The following is a 19,189-nucleotide window of genomic DNA, read 5'->3' as shown; positions in this document are numbered from 1 at the left end:
CCGCCGTCGCCAGACCTGAGGGAGCGCCGAGGAGCACGCGATGAGTGCCGCAGACACCACCACCCCCGCCAAGGTGCCGCCACCGCGACAGGCACCGCCACCCCCTGCCGACGATCCGCCACGGGTGAGGCGGCCGTCGGGCGGGGCCACGGCCCCCTGGCTGCTGCTCGCGCCCTGCCTGCTGATCCTCGCCCTGGTCATGGGCTATCCGCTGGCCCGTCTTGTCACCCTCTCCTTCCAGAAGTTCGGGCAGTCCCAGCTGTGGGGCTTCCAGCCGGCCGAGTCGGTCGGGTTCGACAACTTCGCCAAGGTGCTGGGAGACGGCGAGTTCTGGGCCGTCGTCCTGCGCACCGTCGTCTTCGCGGCCGGGGCCGTCGTCCTCACGATGGTGATCGGCATGGCGCTCGCCCTGCTGCTCCAGCGGGTCTCCGGCTGGCTGAAGGTGCTCATCAACATCGTGCTGGTGGCGAGCTGGGGCATGCCGGTGATCGTGGCCACCACGGTCTTCAAATGGCTCTTCGACTCGGACTACGGCATCTTCAACGCGCTGCTCAGCAAGCTGCCCGGCGTCGACATGATCGGCCACAACTGGTTCGCGAGCGGCCCCGAGGGCCTGGCCGTGATCATGCTGCTGGTGGTGTGGGGAGCCGTGCCGTTCGTGGTGATCACGCTCAGCGCGGGTCTCACCCAGGTGCCGAAGGAACTGGAGGAGGCGGCCCGCCTGGACGGCGCCGGCTCCTGGGGCGTCTTCCGCTATGTCACCCTGCCCGTCCTCAAACCGATCATCGTGATGCTCACGACCCTGTCGGTCATCTGGGACATGGGCGTCTTCCCCCAGGTGTTCGTCATGCGCAACGGCCACCCCGAGCCGGAGTTCCAGGTCCTCAACACCTACTCCTACGACCGGGCGTTCGTGGTCAACGACTACGCGCAGGGCTCGGCCATCGCGCTGATCACCGTCCTGCTGCTGCTCGGCGTGGTCGCCGTCTACATGCGGCAGATGCTGAAGATCGGAGAGGTCGAATGAGCACGCTCGGCACGTTCGCCGGAGCCGGCCGTCGGGGGACGGTCAGCGGCCGGAAGACCGCCGGCCGCCGTAAGTCGCGGCTCGGCTGGAACCTCGTCGGCCTCCTGGTCTTCGTCATCGCGGGCTTCCCGCTCTACTGGATGCTCAACACGGCGTTCAAGCCCGCCAAGGACGCCATCGACCCGGACCCGAGCCTGCTGCCCACCGGCATCACCTTCGCCAACTTCGGCCGGGCGCTGGACATCGCCGACTTCTGGGGCCCGGTGGGCCGCAGCATGGTGGTGTCGCTGGCGGTCGTCGTCATCGGCATGGTCGTCGGGCTGCTGGCCGCCCTCGCCATCTCCCGCTTCGCCTTCCGCGGCCGGAAGATCGTGATCGTGGGCATCCTGGCCGTCCAGATGGTCCCGCTGGTCGCCATGATCATCCCGGTGTTCCTGCTGCTCAACGACCTGGGCCAGTACGACAGACTGACCGGCCTCATCATCACCTACCTGACCTTCGTCCTCCCGTTCACGGTGTGGACCCTGCGCGGCTTCATCGTCAACATCCCGAAGGAACTGGAGGAGGCGGCCATGGTCGACGGCTGCTCCCGCACGGGTGCCTTCCTCCGGGTCGTCTTCCCGCTCCTGGCCCCCGGCATGGTCGCCACCTCGGTCTACGGCTTCATCCAGGCCTGGAACGAGTACCTCTACGCCCTGATGCTGCTCAGCCAGAAGAACCAGACCGCGACCGTCTGGCTCGGCAACTTCACCACCAAGCACGGAACCGAATACGCCCCGATGATGGCCGGCGCCACGATGATGGCCGTGCCCATCGTCGCCCTCTTCCTCCTCGTCCAGCGCAAGATGGCCGCGGGCCTGACCGCGGGCGCCGTGAAGGGATGACCCCACCCGATGACGACACTCGCCAGCGGTGCGGACACGCTCACGCGTGACGCCCTGACGGTTCTCCAGCCCGGCTTCACCGGCACCACCGCCCCCGACTGGCTGCTGCGCCGGCTCGGTGAGGGCCTCGCCTCCGTCGGCCTGTTCGGCCGCAACATCGCCTCGCCCGGCCAACTGGCCGCGCTCACCGCGCAGCTGCGCTCCGAGCGCGACGACGTGCTGGTCGCGATCGACGAGGAAGGCGGCGACGTGACCCGCCTGGAGGTGCGGTCCGGCTCCTCCTTCCCGGGCAACCACGCGCTCGGCGCGGTCGACGACGTCGAACTGACGCGAGCCGTCGCCCACGAACTGGGCCGCCGCCTCGCGGCCTGCGGCGTGAACCTCAACTGGGCCCCGTCAGCCGACGTGAACTCCAACCCCTCCAACCCGGTGATCGGCGTCCGCTCCTTCGGCGCCGACACGACCCTGGCCGCCCGGCACACCGCTGCCTACGTCGACGGCCTCCAGTCCGCCGGAGTCGCCGCCTGCACCAAGCACTTCCCCGGCCACGGCGACACGGCCGTCGACTCCCACCACTCCCTCCCACGCATCGACGTCCCCGCGGACGTGCTCGCCGACCGCGAACTGACCCCGTTCCGCGCGGCCATCGCCGCCGGCACCCGGGCCGTGATGAGCGCCCACATCCTGGTCCCGGCCCTGGACCCCGACCACCCGGCCACGCTCTCCCGGCGCATCCTGACCGGCCTGCTGCGCGGCGAACTCGGCTACGACGGCCTCATCGTCACCGACGGCATGGAGATGCGGGCCATCGCCGGCACCTACGGCATCGAACGCGGCAGCGTCCTCGCCGTCGCAGCCGGAGCCGACGCGATCTGCGTGGGCGGCGGCCTGGCCGACGACGCGACGGTACTGCGGCTGCGCGACGCCCTGGTCGCGGCCGTACGCGCGGGCGAACTCCCGGAGGAACGCCTCGCCGACGCCGCCGACCGGGTACGGGCCCTGGCCCGCTGGACGGGCACGGCAGCCCCCTCACCCGAGGACCCGCACGCCGACGACATCGGCCTGCGGGCCGCCCGCCGCGCCCTCACGGTCACCGTCGCCCCGGGCCTGGAGCGCCCGGAGAGCTTCAAGCCCCTCACCGAACCGCCCTACGTCGCCGCCCTCACTCCCGTCGCCAACATCGCGGTCGGCGACGAGACCCCGTGGGGCATCGCCGCGGAACTCGTCCACCTCCTGCCCGGCACCGTGACCGGCAGCTTCTCCGCCGAGGACGGCAAGGGCGGCAGGGCCGACTCGGCCGGGAAGAGCGGGGCGAGCGCCGGACGCGCGGCCCTCCGGGCGGCCGGCCCGCGCCGCATCGTCGCCGTCGTCCGCGACGAACACCGCCACCCCTGGATGGCCTCGGCCCTCGACACCTTGCTGGCCGCCCGCCCGGACACCATCGTGGTCGAGATGGGCGTCCCCCAGTCCTCCCCGCGCGGTGCCCTGCACATCGCCACCCACGGCGCGGCCCGCGTCTGCGGCCGGGCGGCAGCCGAGGTGATCACCGGACTGGCCGGGATCGCGGGGTTGTAAGACTGCCTCCGAATGTAGTACTTCTTATACATGAGCGAGCAGGTGCACAACAGGTTGGCCATGGTGCGCGCCGAACGGAAGGTGTCGCGCCAGAGCCTGGCCGAGGCAGTGGGAGCCCACTACCAGACCATCGGCTACATCGAGCGAGGGCAGTACAACCCGAGCCTCGACCTGGCGCTGAAGATCTCGAAGTTCTTCGGCCTGCCGGTCGAGGCCGTGTTCTCCCTCGAACCGTTCCGGCCGCTCACGGACGAGGTCTACGGGAGGAACCAGCCATGACGACCACACGCCTGACCCGCTACGACCGGAGCATGCTGCGGCTGATGAACGACCGCCGGGGCCACGCCTGGTACGCCACGGCGGCACGCCGGCGTCTGGCCGTCGCGGCGCACCTCACCCTCACCGTGGCCCTCGGCGGACTGATGACCCACTTCTTCCTCGCCGAGGGCGAGCCGCTGTGGCCCGTCGCCGTGATGGCCGTACTGCTGCTTCCCTGGATGGTCGCCACCGGCGTCATCAACGGTGCCACCAGGGGCCTGCTGGAGCTGCGCGAACACGTCCTGGACGAGAGGCAGTCGGCGGAACGCAGCCGCGTCCTGGCCCGCGCCCACCGCGTGACGACCCTGCTCCTGGCGGCGGTGGCGGTTGCCCTGCTGATCACGGGCGGCGTCGCCGGCGACGCCCCGAAGGCCTACGCCGCGCCCCTGCTCGTCGCCGTCCTCGTCGTCCACTGGCTGGTGCCCCTGTGGGTGGCCGGCCTGCGCGCCCAGGACGAGCCGGCCGAGGACGACATGGTCGAGGCCGCTACCCTCGGCCGATAGGACCTGTCGCCCGGGAGGCCGCACGCAGTGAAAGGGCGGCACCCTGTCAGACCCCGCCTCTGCGGCGTTTCCCGAAGGCCAGGCCTCAGATCCCCTGCCACTCCGGCTTGTTGACGTACGTGTGCCGGAAGTAGTCCGCCAACTTCAGCTTCGACGCGGCGGCCTCGTCGACGACGACGGTCGCGTGCGGGTGGAGCTGGAGCGCGGACGCGGGGCACACCGCGGCGACCGGCCCTTCCACCGTCGCGGCGACGGCGTCCGCCTTGCCCTCGCCGGTGGCGAGCAGCACCAGGTGCCGGGCCTCCAGGATGGTCCCGATGCCCTGTGTGATCACGTGATGCGGCACCTGGTCGATGTCGCCGTCGAAGAACCGCGCGTTGTCGATCCGGGTCTGCTCGGTGAGCGTCTTGATCCGGGTCCGTGACGCCAGCGACGAGCACGGCTCGTTGAACCCTATGTGCCCGTCGGTCCCGATCCCGAGCAGCTGAAGGTCCACGCCCCCGGCGTCCGACAGCGCCTTGTCATACGCCTCGCACGCGGCCTGCACGTCCTCGGCGGTGCCGTCCGGGCCCGTGAACCGGCCCATCCCTATCCCGAGCGGCTCCAGCACCTCACGCCGCAGCACCGAGCGGTACGACTCCGGATGGTCGGCGGGCAGCCCCACATACTCGTCGAGCTGCGCGATCCGCGCCCCCGCGACGTCCACGGCACCGGAGAGCACCTTGGCCGCCAGCGCCTCGTACACGGGCAGCGGCGTCGAGCCCGTCGCCACACCGAGCAGCGCGTCGGGCTTGCGCCGGAGCAGCTGGGCCATGGCCTCGGCGATGAGCTCGCCGCCCGCCTTGGCGTCCGGAACGATGACAACTTCCACGCTGGGCCTGCCGATCTGAGAGGAATGCTCGACTGGGACTGGACCCTCTGGGGGTCATGTGGTTTAGACCAATCTAACAGAGCGGGGCTGCCGCTCCCAGGGTGTACGCACTCGCTCCCGAGCAGGCGGCACGACTGTGCCGACCAGGCCTCGACCAGGTGAACAGTGCCGGTCCCGCGGGGGCGTTCTCCGGCCCGGAGGAGTGGAATGGGAGCTGCAGACGCCCATGCCACGGAAGGACCCCGCCATGACCGCCGCCACACCGGACCCCTTCAGCGAGCTCCCGGGCCGGACCATGGCCCGGGAGATGGCGGAGCAGCCCGCCGTCCTGCGCCGGATCCTGGCCGACGGCGCCCCCGCCGTCCGGGACGTGGCACGGCGGATCGCCGCCCGCGCACCCCGCTTCGTCCTGCTGACCGCCCGCGGCACGTCCGACAACGCCGCCCTCTACGCCAAGTACCTCCTGGAGATCCGCCTCGGCCTGCCCTGCGGACTCACCTCGATGTCCACCACCACGGCCTACGGCGCCCGCCCCGACCTCACGGACGTCCTCGTCGTCACCGTCAGCCAGTCCGGCGGCTCCCCGGACCTGGTCGCCTCGACCCGGGCCGCCCGCGAGGCCGGCGCGATCACCCTGGCCGTCACCAACAACCCCGACTCGCCGCTCGCCGACGTCTCCGAGTACCACATCGACATCATGGCCGGACCGGAGAAGGCGCTCCCCGCGACGAAGACCTACACCGCCTCCCTCCTCGTGCTCTACCTGTTCGTCGAGGGCCTGCGCGGCGGAGACGGTGCGCCCGCGCACGTCCTGCCGGACCTCGCCGGGCAACTGCTCGCCCGGCAGGACGAGGTGCGCACCCTCGCCGCCCGCTACCGCTTCGCCGAGCGCATGGTGATCACCTCGCGCGGCTACGGCTACCCCACGGCCAAGGAGGCCGCCCTCAAGCTGATGGAGACCAGCTACATCCCCGCCCTCTCCTACTCCGGCGCCGACCTGCTGCACGGCCCGCTCGCCATGGTGGACAACGTCTCGCCGGTCATCGCCGTGGTCACTGACGGCAAGGGCGGCGAAGCGCTCCAGCCCGTCCTCGACCGGCTCCGCGGTCGCGGCGCCGACCTGGTCGTCATCGGCCCCGGGCATCAGGTCGAGCAGGCGTCGGCCGGCTTCGCGCTGCCGACGGACGGCGTGGCCGAAGAGGTCCAGCCCGTCCTGGAGATCATCCCCCTCCAACTCCTCGCCTACGAGGTCACCATCGCCCGCGGCCAGGACCCGGACGCGCCTCGCGCGCTGGCGAAGGTGACGGAGACGCGCTGAACAACGACGGGACTCGCCCGGACCGGGGGAGTGCCCTCAGTCCTGGTCGCCCCTGCGCCGGCGCGTGCTCCCGCCCTCGTCTAGGTGAGCGAACCTCCTGTCACATCCACCCAGCTCCCCGTCACCCACCGGCCCCCGTCCGAGGCCAGGAACGCCACCACGTCCGCGACATCGGCGGGCTCGCCCACTCCGCCCAGTGCCGATATCGCCGCGGCCTTGGCCCAGCCGTCGGCACTTCCGCGCAGCAGTCCCGCCGTGTTGTCCGTGTCGATGATCCCGGGCGCCACCGAGTTCACCGTGATGCCCCGAGGGCCCAGTACCTTGGACAGGTCCCGTGAGAGGACGTCCAGCGCGCCCTTCGTCATCGCGTAAGCCATGTTGTCGGGCATCACCGCCGTCCGGGCCAGCCCCGACGAGATGTTGACGACCCGGCCGCCGTCCCGCAGTCGCGTCATGCCGTGCTTGAGGATGAAGAACGGCGCCTTCACATTGACCGCGAAGACCTGGTCGTACCCCCGCTCGTCCAGCTCCCCGATCGGTCGCGTGTTCCCGATCCCCGCGTTGTTCACCAGGATGTCGAGCCCGTCCGCGTGCCGGTCGAACTCCTCCCACAGCGCCTCGGCGTCCCCCGGTACTCCGAGTTCCACGCCCACTGTGAACGCCGAGCCGCCCGCCGCCTCGATCGCCGCGACCGTCTCCTTCGCCGCCGCCTCGCTCCTGCCGTAGTGCACCGCGACCCGCGCGCCGTCGCGCCCCAGTCGCTCGGCGATCCCTCGCCCGATGCCCCTGCTCGCCCCCGTGACGAGTGCCGTCCGGCCCGTGAGCACGCCCATGGCTGCGCCCCCTTCGCAATTTCCTAGTGGTCGATACAGAAATGACCGTACAGCAGGCCGCTGACATTTCTCTAGTGCCCGCTATAAAATGCACCCCATGGTGAACGACGACGCGTCCGCGAAGACCGAGAGGCATGCCTCCGCGGACGCCCGGAGGGTGGAGGCCGCCGGGGAGGGCAAGAAGAGGGGCAGGCCTCGCGGCCGCCCCCGCTCCTTCGATCGCGAGACCGCGCTGGAGAAGGCCCTTCTGGCCTTTTGGGAGCACGGCTACGAGGCCACGTCCGTCTCCGATCTCACCCGCGTCATGGGTATCGGCGCCCCCAGTCTCTACGCGGCCTTCGGCGACAAGCGCTCCCTCTTCGAGGAGGTCGTCCGCGTATACGGCAGGGGGCACGGCTCCGTCCCCGACCGTGCCCTCGCCGAGGAGCCCACCGCCCGGGCCGCCGTCGAGCGCACACTGCGTGAGGCCGCCACCGCGTACACGGAACCCGGCCACCCGCACGGCTGCCTTGTCGTCCACGCCGCCACGAACTGCTCGGACGCCGAGGTCGAGCAGTCGCTGCGGGACCGCCGCAACGCCAGCATCGCCGCGTTCGAGAGCCGCATCAGGGCCGATGTCGCCGCCGGCGTGCTGCCCTCGGCCACCGACGCCGCCGCCCTGGCCCGCCATGTCGGGGCGATGATCCAGGGCATGTCACAACAGGCGCGGGACGGGGCGAGCCGGGAGGAACTGGAGGCGGTCGCGAAAATTGCCATGACTATCTGGCCCCGCACAGGAACCCACACGGGTTAGGCTGCGTGGTGGACGTCAGGACGTCCGATACGCGGGAGACAGCACAACAACGAACAGCCTCCAACGCATGGACACCCCCTAGTGGTCTAGTCCACAATGCGTACGAGTGGCGCTCGCGAAGCGCGTACAAGCCTCCGTCTTCCCCGCACAGGAGGACGGACCGAGGAACCGAGGCTCTCTGCCCTGACTGCCCCGGGTCCTCATCCTTCGGCCGACCGGGACCGCACACCCCACGGCCGATGCTGCTCCGGGCTGCGGTGCCGGGAGGGTTGAGGGTCCCTCTCAGGCGCCGCGGCCCGCGGGTGTTTCCGTGCCCGTACGGGATCCGAATATTTCAGAGCCGTACAAACCCCCGGGTACGCTCGCACACGTGCCCTCCATGAACGAACTCGTACGCCAGCACACCGCACTCGACGACACCGATCTCGAGTGGCTGCACCTGCTGGTCTCGGAGTGGCAGTTGCTCTCCGACCTCTCCTTCGCCGACCTGGTCCTGTGGGTCCCCACCAGCGACGGCACCCGGTACGTCTCGGTCGCCCAGATGCGGCCCAACACCGGCCCGACCTCGTACCAGGACGACATGGTGGGCCACCTCGTCCCGCGAGGCCGCCGCCCCATGCTGGACGCCGCCCTCGACGAGGGCCGCATCGTGCGCGAGGGCGACCCCGAGTGGCGCGAAGAGGTTCCCGTCCGGGTCGAGTCGATCCCCGTGCGGCGGGAGGGACGAGTCCTCGGCGTCATCGCGCGCAACACCAACCTCCTCACCGTGCGCACCCCGAGCCGCCTGGAGCTCACCTACCTGCAGAGCGCCTCCGACCTCGCACAGATGATCGCGGCCGGCTCCTTCCCGTTCGCGAACCAGCAGCTCGACATGGACGCCTCGCCCCGCGTGGGCGACGGCCTGATCCGGCTCGACGCCGATGCCATCGTCCAGTACGCCTCACCGAACGCCCTCTCCGCCTACCACCGTCTCGGCCTCGCCTCCGACCTCGTCGGCCAGCACCTGGGCAGGACCACCGCGGAACTCGCCCCGACCCGGGGTCCGGTGGACGAGGCGCTCGCCAAGGTGGCCAGCGGCTGGGCGCCGCGCGAGTTCGAGATCGAGGCCAGCGACGGGGTGATCCAGTTCCGCGCGATTCCCCTCAGCCCCAAGGGCACCCGCATCGGCTCGCTGGTCCTGCTCCGTGACGTCACCGAACTGCGCCGCCGCGAACGCGAGTTGATCACCAAGGACGCGACGATCCGGGAGATCCACCACCGGGTCAAGAACAACCTCCAGACGGTGGCGGCCCTGCTCCGTCTCCAGGCCCGGCGCATCGAGTCCGACCGCGGCCGCGAGGCCCTCGAAGAAGCGGTGCGGCGCGTCGGCTCGATTGCGATCGTGCACGAGACGCTCTCTCAGAACCTGGACGAGCGCGTCGAGTTCGACGAGATCGCCGACCGCGTCCTGGCCATGGTCGCGGAAATCTCCCCGGGTAAGGTCACGGGCCGGCGCACCGGCCGCTTCGGCATCCTCGACGCCGAGGTCGCCACACCGTTGTCGATGGTGCTGACCGAGGTTCTGCAGAACGCCCTGGAGCACGGATTCCGCGAGGGCGACACCGGCACGGTCGAGGTGTCGGCGGTCCGCGGCGGCACGACCAAGGAAGCCCGGCTGCTGGTCACCGTCCAGGACGACGGCGTCGGACTGCCGGAGGGCTTCGATCCGCACACCGCGGGCAACCTCGGCCTGCAGATCGTACGGACCCTGGTGGAAGGCGAGTTGGGCGGCACCTTCGACATGGTCCCGGCCCCTGAGCGCGGGACCCGCGTGATCCTCGACATCCCGGTGCGCTCACAGAAGTAGGAAGCGGCCGACGTGCCCAAGCCCCCTGAACAGCATTGAGCCCCGGGCCACTTGGTGGCCCGGGGCTTCAAGCTCGTTGCTGCTTTGCTAAGCGCATCGGGGGAACTGCGCGCTGCGGCTCGGGGGCGGGAGATGCGTACTCGCTGTACGCGCCGCCAAGCTCAGGCTGTCAGCAGGGGTGGGTTGTCAGGCGGAGGCCTGACGGGCCCGGTTGCGGGCGGCGCGGCGCTTCATGGCACGGCGCTCGTCCTCGCTGAGACCACCCCAGACGCCGGAGTCCTGGCCGGACTCGAGCGCCCACTGCAGACACTGCTCCATCACCGGGCAGCGACGGCAGACGGCCTTGGCTTCCTCGATCTGCAGCAGCGCAGGACCGGTGTTGCCGATGGGGAAGAAGAGCTCGGGGTCTTCCTCGCGGCAAACGGCGTTGTGACGCCAGTCCATGGCTGCTACCTCTCCTTGGTATTACGTGCAGGGCTTGCTTGTGAATGTGAACGCTTTCACGAATCCCTCAACAAGTGAAGGGCCGACCGCCAGGTTCCCTGGCGTGGGTCCTGTGTTTTGAAGGGGGATTCTGGTGATCAGTGGAGGCCGGTGTTGCGGGCCGTCCCGATCGCCACGTAGAGACTCGCAAACCTCAGCGGCGGATACAACCCCTTCTGGAAAGTTTTTTTTGATTCTTCGGTGTCGACTAGGTCACAGCCGTACTTCCATGGGGTGGATCCTGGCCTAAACGTTCGAGTGAAAGGACTTTAGCCAGTTCTGCTCACACAATCACACGCAGTGCACGGCGTACGCCTGTGAACGTCACGCTCGTTCGCAGGCCCAGGTGGTCACCGTCCATCTGGAGGGGGAGCGGCACCTTGGAATGCAAGGTGAACTCGGTCAAGTCGTGCAGGGAAGTGGCGTGTTTGCCATGGGGTCCACGCTCGGGGGACGAAGTGAGCAACTGGGTCCCATACCGGGCAACAGCGGCGGTGGACAGACGGCTGAGACCGAAGAGATCGAGGCCGGTATCGAACGAGGCCTTAGGCGCCGCGTAGATCGGGCGATTCCCCAGAAACGTCCACGGGGAGGTGTTCGAGACTATGGACAGCACCAGATCGGTGACCGGATCCTCGCCGGCCCGCTCCAGTGTGATCATGCCGTGCCGGCGGTTGGTCTCACCGAGGAGCTGACGCACGACCTGGCGTACGTAGAGAGCGTGTGTGGATTTCCGGCCGCGTTCGCGGTGCTGTTCCACCCGGCCCACCACTCCGGCGTCGAAGCCGAGGCCCGCGTTGAAGGTGAACCAGCGGGCCGGCACCGTCTCGTCCTCCGTGCCGGGCGTACCGGAGGCCAGACCCAGGCCGACGGTGCGTTCGCTGCCGTCACGCAGGGCGTCCAGCAGCGCGCCGGTGGCCTCCACTGCGTCATTGGGCAGGCCGAGGGCGCGGGCGAAGACGTTGGTGGAGCCGCCCGGGACCACGGCGAGGCCGGGGAGGTGCCCCGGGGCGGGGCCCGCGTGCAGGAGACCGTTGACCACTTCGTTGACCGTGCCGTCGCCGCCGAGGGCCACCACCAGGTCTATGTCCTCGCTGTCCGCCGCCTGCCGGCCCAGGTCGCGCGCGTGGCCGCGGTACTCGGTGGTGACCGCCTCCAGCTTCATCTCGCTGGCGAGCGCGTGGATCAGTACGTCGCGCGTACGCGCACTGGTGGTGGTTGCCGCCGGATTGACCACGAGAAGTGCACGCATGACTGGCAGCGTACCTACTGGGGGGTACCGGGCCCAGACCGAGGTAGGGATCCGGTAAGAGACCAGGGGTGAACCTCCCCACGGGGGGCGCGTACGGCGAGGGCTACCCTTCAGGGGTGAGCAGTGAGCAGACCCCCACCACTGAGGAAACCACCGGCCCCCGCCCCCGGCGTCTGACGTACGCCGCGCTGCTGGCCGCACTGGAGGGGCTCGCACTGGTCGTCGGCGGCCTCTGGATCCTTGTCCTCGGCCTCACGGGTCATCCGGACGACCGGCAGCAGGCGGTGACCGGAGGCATCACGCTGGTCGTGCTCGCACTGCTGCCGCTGCTCGCGGCCCGTGGTCTGCTCGCCCTGCGCAGCTGGAGCCGCGGCCCGGCCGTCATCACCCAGCTCATGGCGCTGCCGGTGGCCTACAACCTGCTGCAGGCCGACAGCATGGCCATTCCGGCCGGGATCGCCCTCGCGGTCGTGGCCGTCACCGCGCTCGTCCTGCTGGTGAACCCCGAGACGACCCGGGCCCTGGGGATCCGCGGGCCCGGCAACCCCGGCAACGTGGAGAAGTAGCCGTCACTCCTCGACGAGGAGCTTCTCCCGCAGCTGCGCGAGCGTGCGCGCCAGCAGTCGCGAGACGTGCATCTGTGAGATGCCGACCTCCTGCGCGATCTGCGACTGGGTCATGTTGCCGAAGAACCGCAGCAGCAGGATCCGCTTCTCCCGCGGCGGGAGGTCCTCCAGCAGCGGCTTGAGGGACTCCCGGTACTCCACGCCCTCCAGCGCCTCGTCCTCCGCGCCGAGGGTGTCGGCGACCGCCGGGGACTCGTCGTCGGTGTCGGGGACGTCCAGGGACAGCGTGGAGTACGCGTTGGCGGACTCCAGGCCCTCCAGGACCTCCTCCTCCGAGATCGCCAGCTTCTCGGCGAGCTCGTGGACCGTGGGGGAGCGGCCGTGCAGCTGCGAGAGCTCGGCCGTGGCCGTGGTCAGCGCCAGGCGCAGCTCCTGCAGCCGGCGCGGGACGCGAACCGCCCAGCCCTTGTCGCGGAAGTGCCGCTTGATCTCACCGACGACCGTCGGGGTCGCGTACGTCGAGAACTCCACGCCGCGATCCGGGTCGAAGCGGTCGACCGACTTGATCAGTCCGATGGTGGCGACCTGGGTGAGGTCGTCCAGCGGCTCGCCGCGGTTGCGGAAGCGGCGCGCGAGATGCTCGACGAGGGGCAGGTGCATACGGACCAGCTGGTTGCGCAGTTCCGCGTACTCCGGACTGCTGTCTGCCAGGGTGCGCAGCTTGAGGAACATCTCGCGCGCCCCGCTGCGGTCCGGAGAGCCGTGGTGCGCACCCTGTGCGTGGTGCGCGCTCGGCGCCTGATGCTCGGAGTCTCGCTCGTGCTCGCTCATCGTCCCGCCCGTCGCCCTTCCCCGAGCCCTCGCCTCCTCCGCCACTCTCGACTTCGCGCGAGTGGGAGGACCCCCTGAGACGGGGGACGCGGTGATCCCCCCGCCCGGAGGCGCGCTCCGCACGGCACCGCCCTGGTCCAGCGGCCCGCCGCCCGGGAGGACGGCCCCCGTGGAGTCGTCCTCAGGGTGCGGGCGGGCCTGCTCGGGGATGCCGTCGATACCGTCCGCCATGCGCCGGGCCCCGCTCGGACCGCTCGTGCCCGTGCCCTCGGCCGGCAGCTCTCGTGTGCTGCGCTCTTCGTCCCGCACCGGCCCGTCCTCGCTCCTCACGCCGGCCCGGGTCCCGCGCCGCGCTGTTTGTAGAGGCTGATCGAAACGGTTTTGTCCTTGTCCACGGCAGAGGAGACCTTGCCCGCGAGGGCGGACAGGACGGTCCAGGCGAAGGTGTCCCGCGAGGGGGCATGGCCATCCGTGGTCGGTGCCGAGACAGTGACCTCGAGTGAGTCGTCGACGAGGCGGAATACACAGCTGAGCACCGAGCCGGGCACGGCCTGCTGAAGCAGGATCGCGCAGGCCTCGTCCACCGCGATGCGCAGGTCCTCGATCTCGTCGAGGGTGAAGTCCAAACGGGCCGCGAGACCGGCCGTGGCCGTACGCAGCACCGACAGGTAGGCACCCGCGGCCGGCAGCCGGACTTCCACGAAGTCCTGGGTCGCGGGCTCGCCTGCGATCTGGGACACCCTCACCTCCATGGTGGTACAAGCGTTTCAGGGCCGAGGGTCGCCCCCCGGGGTAACGCGATACGTGGTTCAGCGGTGACGCTATCGCGCTCTCGATGGTCCTGTCCCCGGGACCCCAACCCCTTGTCGTCACTCACAGTAAACCTGTGGATACGCTCCGTGTCTAGGGGTTGGGCGGGCCCAAATGGGAAGAGCGCGCGCCGGGTTGACGTACCCAGACGTCAGACGGTCGAACCGTCCGCCGCCGGGGTCTTGCCGAGTCACACCAGGACATGGTCGACGAAGCACCATCGCCAGGTCTCCCCGGGCTCGTGCGTCCGCATCACAGGATGGCCGGACTCCGTGTGGTGCCCCGCCGCGTGCCGCCCCGGCGAGGAGTCGCAGCAGCCGACGTGACCGCAGCTGAGGCACAGCCGTAGTTGTACCGGATCCATGCCTTCCGCCAAGCACTCCGGACACGTCTCGCTGAGCGGGCCGGGTTCGGGGTGCGGCAGCGCGTCGGCGTGCGTGCACTGTTTCATGATTGCCAGGTTACGACGGTCGAGCGGAAGACCGCGCGGAAAAAAAGAGGGGCGGGCGAGAACGATGGACGTGATGCCACTGCTGTTGCTGGTGGCGGGCAGTGCCGCGATCGCCGCGGCCGCGCGGCGCACCCCGGTGCCTGCGCCGCTGCTGCTGGTGGCGATCGGGCTGGCGGTCAGCTACGTCCCCGGGGTGCCCGAGTACACGCTCGACCCGCACATCGTGCTGCCGCTCATCCTGCCCCCGCTGCTGCACACGGCAGCCACCGACAGCTCCTACCTCGACCTGCGGGCCCAGCTCAGGCCGGTCGCGATGCTGTCCGTCGGGTACGTGCTGTTCGCGACCTTCGTCGTCGGCTGGGCCCTGTACCTGATCGTGCCCGACCTGCCGCTGACCGCGGCCCTGGTCTTCGGCGCGGTGGTGGCGCCGCCGGACGCCGTCGCGGCGACGGCGGTGGCACGCCGGGTCGGGCTGCCGTCCCGGATCACCACGATCCTCCAGGGCGAGTCCCTGCTGAACGATGCCACCGCGATCACCGCCTACCGGGTGGCCCTCGCGGCCGCCGTCGGCGAGGGCGCGACCTGGGCCGGGGGCATCGGCGAGTTCCTGCTCGCGGCGGTCGGCGGTGTCGTGGTCGGGCTGGTGCTGATGGCGCCGATCCATTGGCTGCGCACGCACGTGAAGGAGGCGCTGCTGCAGAACACGCTCTCCCTGCTGATCCCGTTCGTCGCCTACGCCGTCGCCGAGCAGGTGCACGCCTCCGGTGTCCTCGCGGTCGTGGTCGTCGCGCTCTACCTGGGACACCGCGCGTGGGAGGTCGACTTCGCCACGCGTCTCCAGGAGGAGGCGGTGTGGAAGATGGTGGCCTTCGTCCTGGAGTCGGCCGTGTTCGCGCTGATCGGACTGCAGCTGCCGGTGGTCCTGCGGGGCCTCGGACAGTACGAGGGCGCCGAAGCCGCCTGGTACGCGCTCGCCGTCTTCCTGGTGGTCGTCGCGGTCCGGTTCGTCTGGGTGTATCCGGCGACCTTCCTGCCCCGGCTGCTGTCGGCGCGGATCAGGAAGCGTGAGGAGAACCCGACCTGGAAGGGGCCGTTCATCATCGCGTGGGCCGGCATGCGGGGCGTGGTCTCGCTGGCCATCGCCTTCTCCATCCCGCTGACCATGCACGACGGAGAAGAACCCTTCCCGCACCGCAACCTCATCCTCTTCCTGACCTTCACGACGGTCATCGGCACCCTGGTCGTGCAGGGCCTGACCCTGCCCCCGCTGATCCGTCTGCTGAAGGTCCCCGGGCGGGACGCCCAGGCCGAGACGCTCGCCGAGGCGAACGCCCAGGCGCAGGCCTCCCGGGCCGCCGAGCGGCGTCTGGACGAACTCCTCACCGACGAGCGCAACGCCCTCCCCGCCCCGCTCGCCGACCGGCTGCGCATCGTCCTTGAGCGCCGCCGCAACGCCGTATGGGAACGGCTCGGGCAGGCCAACCCGGTCACCGGGGAGTCCGTCGACGACACCTACCGGCGGCTGTCGCGGGAGATGATCAGCGCCGAGCGCGAGGTGTTCGTCAGGCTCCGGGATGCCCGGTACATCGACGACGAGATGCTGCGGACCCTGCTGCGCAGGCTGGACCTGGAGGAGGCGGCCGCCTTCCGGGAGGCGGCGTAGTGACGCGCACGGAGGTGCCGCCGGGCGTCAGGAGGCGCTGCTGGGGCTCAGGAGACCCTGCCGAGTGTCATGGGAAGGGGCGGCCGGTGATGACGGCCGCCACCGTCGTCCCGCGCGGGAAGGCGTCTTCCTCGGCCAGGGCGACGAGGCCGTACAGCAGCTTGGCAACGTACAGACGTTCGACGGGCAGGCCGTGGCGGTCCTCGAAGTCCGAGGCGAAGGCGTCGAGCTCGTCGGGCACGCGCGCGTAGCCGCCGAAGTGGAAGCGGTCGTCGAGGCTCCAGGTGCCGCGGGGTCCGCCGAAGGCCCGCCGCTGCAGGGCCTCGGTCTCGGCGGTCAGAAAGCCGCCCTTGAGGACCGGAACGCCCAGGGCGCGCTGCCCGGGAGCGAGCCCGGCGGCCAGTCCCGCCAGCGTGCCGCCGGTGCCGCAGGCCACGGCCACGACATCGGCCCGGTCGCGCAGCTCGGCGCCGAGTGCCCGGCAGCCGCGTACGGCCTCGGCGTTGCTGCCGCCCTCGGGGACGACGTAGGCCTCCTCGGCCTCGGCCGCGCGCAGGATCCCGGCCAGGGCCCGCGGCTCCGACTTGCGGCGGTACGTCGCCCGGTCGGCGAAGTGCAGCCGCATGCCGTCGGCCGCACACCGCGCGAGGGAGGGGTTGAGGGGACGGCCGGCCAGCTCGTCGCCGCGTACGACTCCGACCGTGGGGATGCCGAGCAGCCGGCCGGCCGCGGCCGTGGCGCGCAGGTGGTTGGAGTAGGCGCCGCCGAAGGTGACGACGGGACGGCCTGCCGCCGCCGCGAGATTCGGCGCCAGCTTGCGCCACTTGTTGCCGATCAGCTCGGGGTGGATCAGGTCGTCCCGCTTCAGCAGCAGCCGGACGCCCCGGCGCTCGAACCGGCCGTCGACGACCTCCCGTACCGGCGAGGGCAGCCGGGGGCGCAGCGCCGCGAGGCCGGGCGGGCCGGGTGTGTCGGGGCTGGTCACCTCGTCATTGTCGCCCGGGTTGGGTGGGACCCGGCCGCCGGTGCCGGTTCGGAGCGCCTGGCCCGGCGCCGGTCCCGCACGAACTCGATGAGTGACGGCCCGCCCCGCAGACACCAGAGCGCGATCACCGGGTCGCAGATCGCGCAGCCCAGGGACGAGGTGTGGAGGAACGGGATGATCGGGTTGCCCTTGATGTGGTGGACGATGTCCCACGCCGTGTGCAGCAGCCAGCCGACGCCGATCCACGTCCACGATTCCAGACCGCGGAACGCGACATAGGTGACCAGCGCGGTGAACGGGAACTCCCAGCCGCCCATGCCGCCGCCGCTGAGATACGCGGCACCGGCACCGGCGACCATGACCGCGTTCAGGCGCCGCCGGTGCGGTTCGCGGACCAGGGACATCGACAGGGCGTAGAGGATGCCGATGACGATCGGCGCGACGTACTGCATCGACGGGGCCGTTTCTGGAGCCGGGAAGGGAACGGCTCATCACGCTAGATACGGTCCGGCCCGCTCCCCAGTGGCGTGAGCGACAGGTTTCCACGGGTTGTCGCCACCCGGTCCGGCCAGAACCTTCGAACGCCAAAACGGGCCTCCTCTGCCCAGTGATACGAAGATCCATTCCCGCTCTTTCGGGTAATAGCATCGCGACGCTGAGTGAGGAAGGCTTGCCCGTGGACATCGATGCCCGAGTCATATGGGCGTTGGGCATAACCGGGAGGGCAGTTCTCTATGTCGGTAGGCGAAGAGGTCCGCACGGAGGAGACCAAGCCGCAGCAGAGTCTCGGCACGGCGGCCGCGCGGAACCTGGCCACCACGACCAAGTCCGTGCCGCAGATGCAGGAGATCAGCTCCCGCTGGCTGCTGCGGATGCTGCCCTGGGTGGACATCCAGGGTGGTACGTACCGGGTGAACCGGCGGCTGACCTTCGCCGTCGGCGACGGCCGGATGACGTTCGTGAAGACCGGCGACCGCGTCGAGATCATCCCCGCGGAGCTGGGCGAACTGCCGGCGCTGCGGTCGTACGAGGACGAGGAGGTGCTCTCCGAGATCTCCCGCCGCTGCGAGCAGCGGGAGATCCAGGCGGGCGAGGTGATCGCGTCGTTCGGCAGCCAGTCCGACGAGGTGTACCTGCTGGCACACGGCAGGGTGGAGAAGATCGGCACGGGCCCGTACGGGGACGACGAGTCCCTCGGAGTCCTCGCCGACGGCGCCTACTTCGGCGACGAGGCCCTGCTGGACGAGGACGCGATCTGGGAGTACACGGCCCGCGCGCTCACCGCGTGCACCGTGCTCGTGCTGCCCCGCCAGGAGTTCGAGCAGATCGCGGAGCGCTCTGACTCACTGCGCGAACACGTGCAGCAGCGCCGCGCGATCCCCGAACAGCGCTCCAACAAGTACGGCGAGAAGGAGATCGACCTCTCCGCCGGCCACTCCGGCGAGCCGGACATCCCCCACACGTTCGTCGACTACGAGGCCAAGCCCCGTGAGTACGAACTGAGCGTCGCCCAGACCGTGCTGCGCATGCACACGCGCGTGGCCGACCTCTACAACCAGCCCATGAACCAGACCGAGCAGCAGATCCGGCTGACGGTCGAGGCGCTGAAGGAGCGCCAGGAGCACGAGCTCGTCAACAACCGCGACTTCGGGCTGCTGCACAACTGCGAGTACGAGCAGCGGATCCAGCCGCACGACGGGGTGCCCGGCCCGGACGACATGGACGAGCTGCTCAGCAGGCGCCGCGGCACCAAACTGCTCCTCGCCCACCCGCGTGCGATCGCCGCGTTCGGGCGTGAACTCAACAAGCGCGGGCTGGTGCCCGAGACCATCGACGTCGGCGGCAACCGCATCCCCACCTGGCGTGGTGTGCCGATCTACCCGTGCAACAAGATCCCGGTGACCGAGGCCCGGACGACGTCGATCATCGCGATGCGTACCGGTGAGGCCGACCAGGGTGTCATCGGCCTGCGGGCCACCGGCATCCCGGACGAGATCGAACCGAGCCTGTCGGTGCGCTTCATGGGCATCAACGAACAGGCCATCATCAAGTACCTGGTCACGGCGTACTACTCGGCCGCGGTCCTGGTACCGGACGCGCTCGGAGTCCTGGAGAACGTCGAGATCGGCCGCTGGCGGTGACGCTTCCGGTATGCCGGCCGTGTCCCCGCCCGCCCGGGC

The 19,189-nt window shown here is 70.3% G+C and carries 20 protein-coding genes; 11 read left to right on the top strand and 9 right to left on the bottom strand.

All coding sequences use genetic code 11. The features are described 5' to 3' along the window. Positions 1-40: 40 nt before the first annotated feature. The 5 genes from ACIBK5_RS30230 to ACIBK5_RS30210 are packed head-to-tail and all read left to right on the top strand — an operon-like array spanning position 41 to position 4,307. Positions 41-1,027, top strand: coding sequence for a carbohydrate ABC transporter permease (locus ACIBK5_RS30230; protein ID WP_399024367.1), 987 nt, complete (start codon positions 41-43; stop codon positions 1,025-1,027). After that, positions 1,024-1,911, top strand: coding sequence for a carbohydrate ABC transporter permease (locus ACIBK5_RS30225; RefSeq protein WP_399024365.1), 888 nt, complete (start codon positions 1,024-1,026; stop codon positions 1,909-1,911). The genes ACIBK5_RS30230 and ACIBK5_RS30225 overlap by 4 nt, the downstream gene beginning before the upstream one ends. Before the next feature lie 9 nt (positions 1,912-1,920). Then, positions 1,921-3,486 carry a glycoside hydrolase family 3 protein gene (locus ACIBK5_RS30220; RefSeq protein WP_399024363.1) on the top strand — a complete coding sequence of 522 codons (1,566 nt, stop codon included), beginning with the start codon at positions 1,921-1,923 and terminating at the stop codon, positions 3,484-3,486. Between the two features lie 30 nt (positions 3,487-3,516). Further along, complete coding sequence (locus ACIBK5_RS30215; RefSeq protein WP_184590604.1) at positions 3,517-3,765, top strand: helix-turn-helix transcriptional regulator; 249 nt, start codon at positions 3,517-3,519, stop codon at positions 3,763-3,765. After that, entirely contained in the window at positions 3,762-4,307 is a 546-nt protein-coding gene (locus ACIBK5_RS30210; protein ID WP_399024360.1) for a hypothetical protein, read from the top strand. Before ACIBK5_RS30215 ends, ACIBK5_RS30210 begins: the two co-directional genes overlap by 4 nt. Positions 4,308-4,392: 85 nt before the next feature. Here the strand turns inward: ACIBK5_RS30210 and nagB are convergent, their stop codons facing one another. Then, positions 4,393-5,178 (bottom strand): glucosamine-6-phosphate deaminase, encoded by a 786-nt coding sequence (nagB, locus tag ACIBK5_RS30205; RefSeq protein ID WP_399024358.1) that lies wholly within the window; start codon positions 5,176-5,178, stop codon positions 4,393-4,395. 247 nt (positions 5,179-5,425) lie between these two features. Between nagB and ACIBK5_RS30200 the strand changes: the two genes are divergently transcribed. Beyond that, positions 5,426-6,496 (top strand): SIS domain-containing protein, encoded by a 1,071-nt coding sequence (locus ACIBK5_RS30200; RefSeq protein ID WP_399024356.1) that lies wholly within the window; start codon positions 5,426-5,428, stop codon positions 6,494-6,496. 80 nt (positions 6,497-6,576) lie between these two features. Here ACIBK5_RS30200 and ACIBK5_RS30195 read toward each other — a convergent pair whose 3' ends face one another. Then, positions 6,577-7,329 carry an SDR family oxidoreductase gene (locus ACIBK5_RS30195; RefSeq protein ID WP_399024355.1) on the bottom strand — a complete coding sequence of 251 codons (753 nt, stop codon included), beginning with the start codon at positions 7,327-7,329 and terminating at the stop codon, positions 6,577-6,579. Between the two features lie 97 nt (positions 7,330-7,426). On the opposite strand from ACIBK5_RS30195, the gene ACIBK5_RS30190 reads away from it, so the two are divergent. Together ACIBK5_RS30190 and ACIBK5_RS30185 are read left to right on the top strand one after the other, a co-directional pair. Next, positions 7,427-8,122 (top strand): TetR/AcrR family transcriptional regulator, encoded by a 696-nt coding sequence (locus ACIBK5_RS30190; protein WP_399024353.1) that lies wholly within the window; start codon positions 7,427-7,429, stop codon positions 8,120-8,122. A gap of 379 nt (positions 8,123-8,501) precedes the next feature. Continuing rightward, positions 8,502-9,968, top strand: coding sequence for a sensor histidine kinase (locus ACIBK5_RS30185; protein WP_399024468.1), 1,467 nt, complete (start codon positions 8,502-8,504; stop codon positions 9,966-9,968). Positions 9,969-10,154: 186 nt separating this feature from the next. Here ACIBK5_RS30185 and ACIBK5_RS30180 read toward each other — a convergent pair whose 3' ends face one another. Together ACIBK5_RS30180 and ACIBK5_RS30175 are read right to left on the bottom strand one after the other, a co-directional pair. Continuing rightward, positions 10,155-10,412, bottom strand: a complete 258-nt coding sequence (locus ACIBK5_RS30180; RefSeq protein ID WP_016639615.1) for a WhiB family transcriptional regulator — start codon at positions 10,410-10,412, stop codon at positions 10,155-10,157. Positions 10,413-10,734: 322 nt separating this feature from the next. Further along, positions 10,735-11,703 (bottom strand): diacylglycerol kinase family protein, encoded by a 969-nt coding sequence (locus tag ACIBK5_RS30175; protein WP_215118593.1) that lies wholly within the window; start codon positions 11,701-11,703, stop codon positions 10,735-10,737. 116 nt (positions 11,704-11,819) lie between these two features. Between ACIBK5_RS30175 and ACIBK5_RS30170 the strand changes: the two genes are divergently transcribed. Further along, positions 11,820-12,269 (top strand): hypothetical protein, encoded by a 450-nt coding sequence (locus tag ACIBK5_RS30170; RefSeq protein ID WP_399024351.1) that lies wholly within the window; start codon positions 11,820-11,822, stop codon positions 12,267-12,269. Between the two features lie 3 nt (positions 12,270-12,272). Here ACIBK5_RS30170 and ACIBK5_RS30165 read toward each other — a convergent pair whose 3' ends face one another. From ACIBK5_RS30165 to ACIBK5_RS30155, 3 genes are all read right to left on the bottom strand, one after another. Beyond that, positions 12,273-13,409: an RNA polymerase sigma factor SigF gene (locus ACIBK5_RS30165; protein WP_399024348.1), complete on the bottom strand. Its 1,137-nt coding sequence runs from the start codon at positions 13,407-13,409 to the stop codon at positions 12,273-12,275. Between the two features lie 17 nt (positions 13,410-13,426). Continuing rightward, positions 13,427-13,840 carry a hypothetical protein gene (locus ACIBK5_RS30160; protein ID WP_003992877.1) on the bottom strand — a complete coding sequence of 138 codons (414 nt, stop codon included), beginning with the start codon at positions 13,838-13,840 and terminating at the stop codon, positions 13,427-13,429. A 260-nt stretch (positions 13,841-14,100) separates the two neighbouring features. Continuing rightward, on the bottom strand, positions 14,101-14,361 hold the full coding sequence (locus ACIBK5_RS30155) for a UBP-type zinc finger domain-containing protein (protein ID WP_391110355.1): 261 nt from the start codon (positions 14,359-14,361) through the stop codon (positions 14,101-14,103). Positions 14,362-14,425: 64 nt separating this feature from the next. Here ACIBK5_RS30155 and ACIBK5_RS30150 point away from each other — a divergent pair, with 64 nt between their 5' ends. After that, entirely contained in the window at positions 14,426-16,024 is a 1,599-nt protein-coding gene (locus tag ACIBK5_RS30150) for a Na+/H+ antiporter (protein ID WP_399024344.1), read from the top strand. Between the two features lie 67 nt (positions 16,025-16,091). Here the strand turns inward: ACIBK5_RS30150 and ACIBK5_RS30145 are convergent, their stop codons facing one another. Both ACIBK5_RS30145 and ACIBK5_RS30140 read right to left on the bottom strand, forming a co-directional pair. Then, entirely contained in the window at positions 16,092-17,009 is a 918-nt protein-coding gene (locus ACIBK5_RS30145; protein ID WP_399024343.1) for a 1-aminocyclopropane-1-carboxylate deaminase/D-cysteine desulfhydrase, read from the bottom strand. Continuing rightward, positions 17,006-17,461 carry a DUF6010 family protein gene (locus ACIBK5_RS30140; protein ID WP_399024341.1) on the bottom strand — a complete coding sequence of 152 codons (456 nt, stop codon included), beginning with the start codon at positions 17,459-17,461 and terminating at the stop codon, positions 17,006-17,008. Before ACIBK5_RS30140 ends, ACIBK5_RS30145 begins: the two co-directional genes overlap by 4 nt. Positions 17,462-17,743: 282 nt before the next feature. Here ACIBK5_RS30140 and ACIBK5_RS30135 point away from each other — a divergent pair, with 282 nt between their 5' ends. Continuing rightward, positions 17,744-19,150, top strand: a complete 1,407-nt coding sequence (locus tag ACIBK5_RS30135) for a family 2B encapsulin nanocompartment shell protein (protein WP_399024339.1) — start codon at positions 17,744-17,746, stop codon at positions 19,148-19,150. Positions 19,151-19,189: the final 39 nt, after the last annotated feature.

Source organism: Streptomyces sp. NPDC050546 (assembly GCF_044457425.1).
GTDB lineage: Bacteria > Actinomycetota > Actinomycetes > Streptomycetales > Streptomycetaceae > Streptomyces.
Note: the sequence above shows the minus strand (reverse complement) of the source record. Positions and strands in the feature narration are given on the sequence as shown.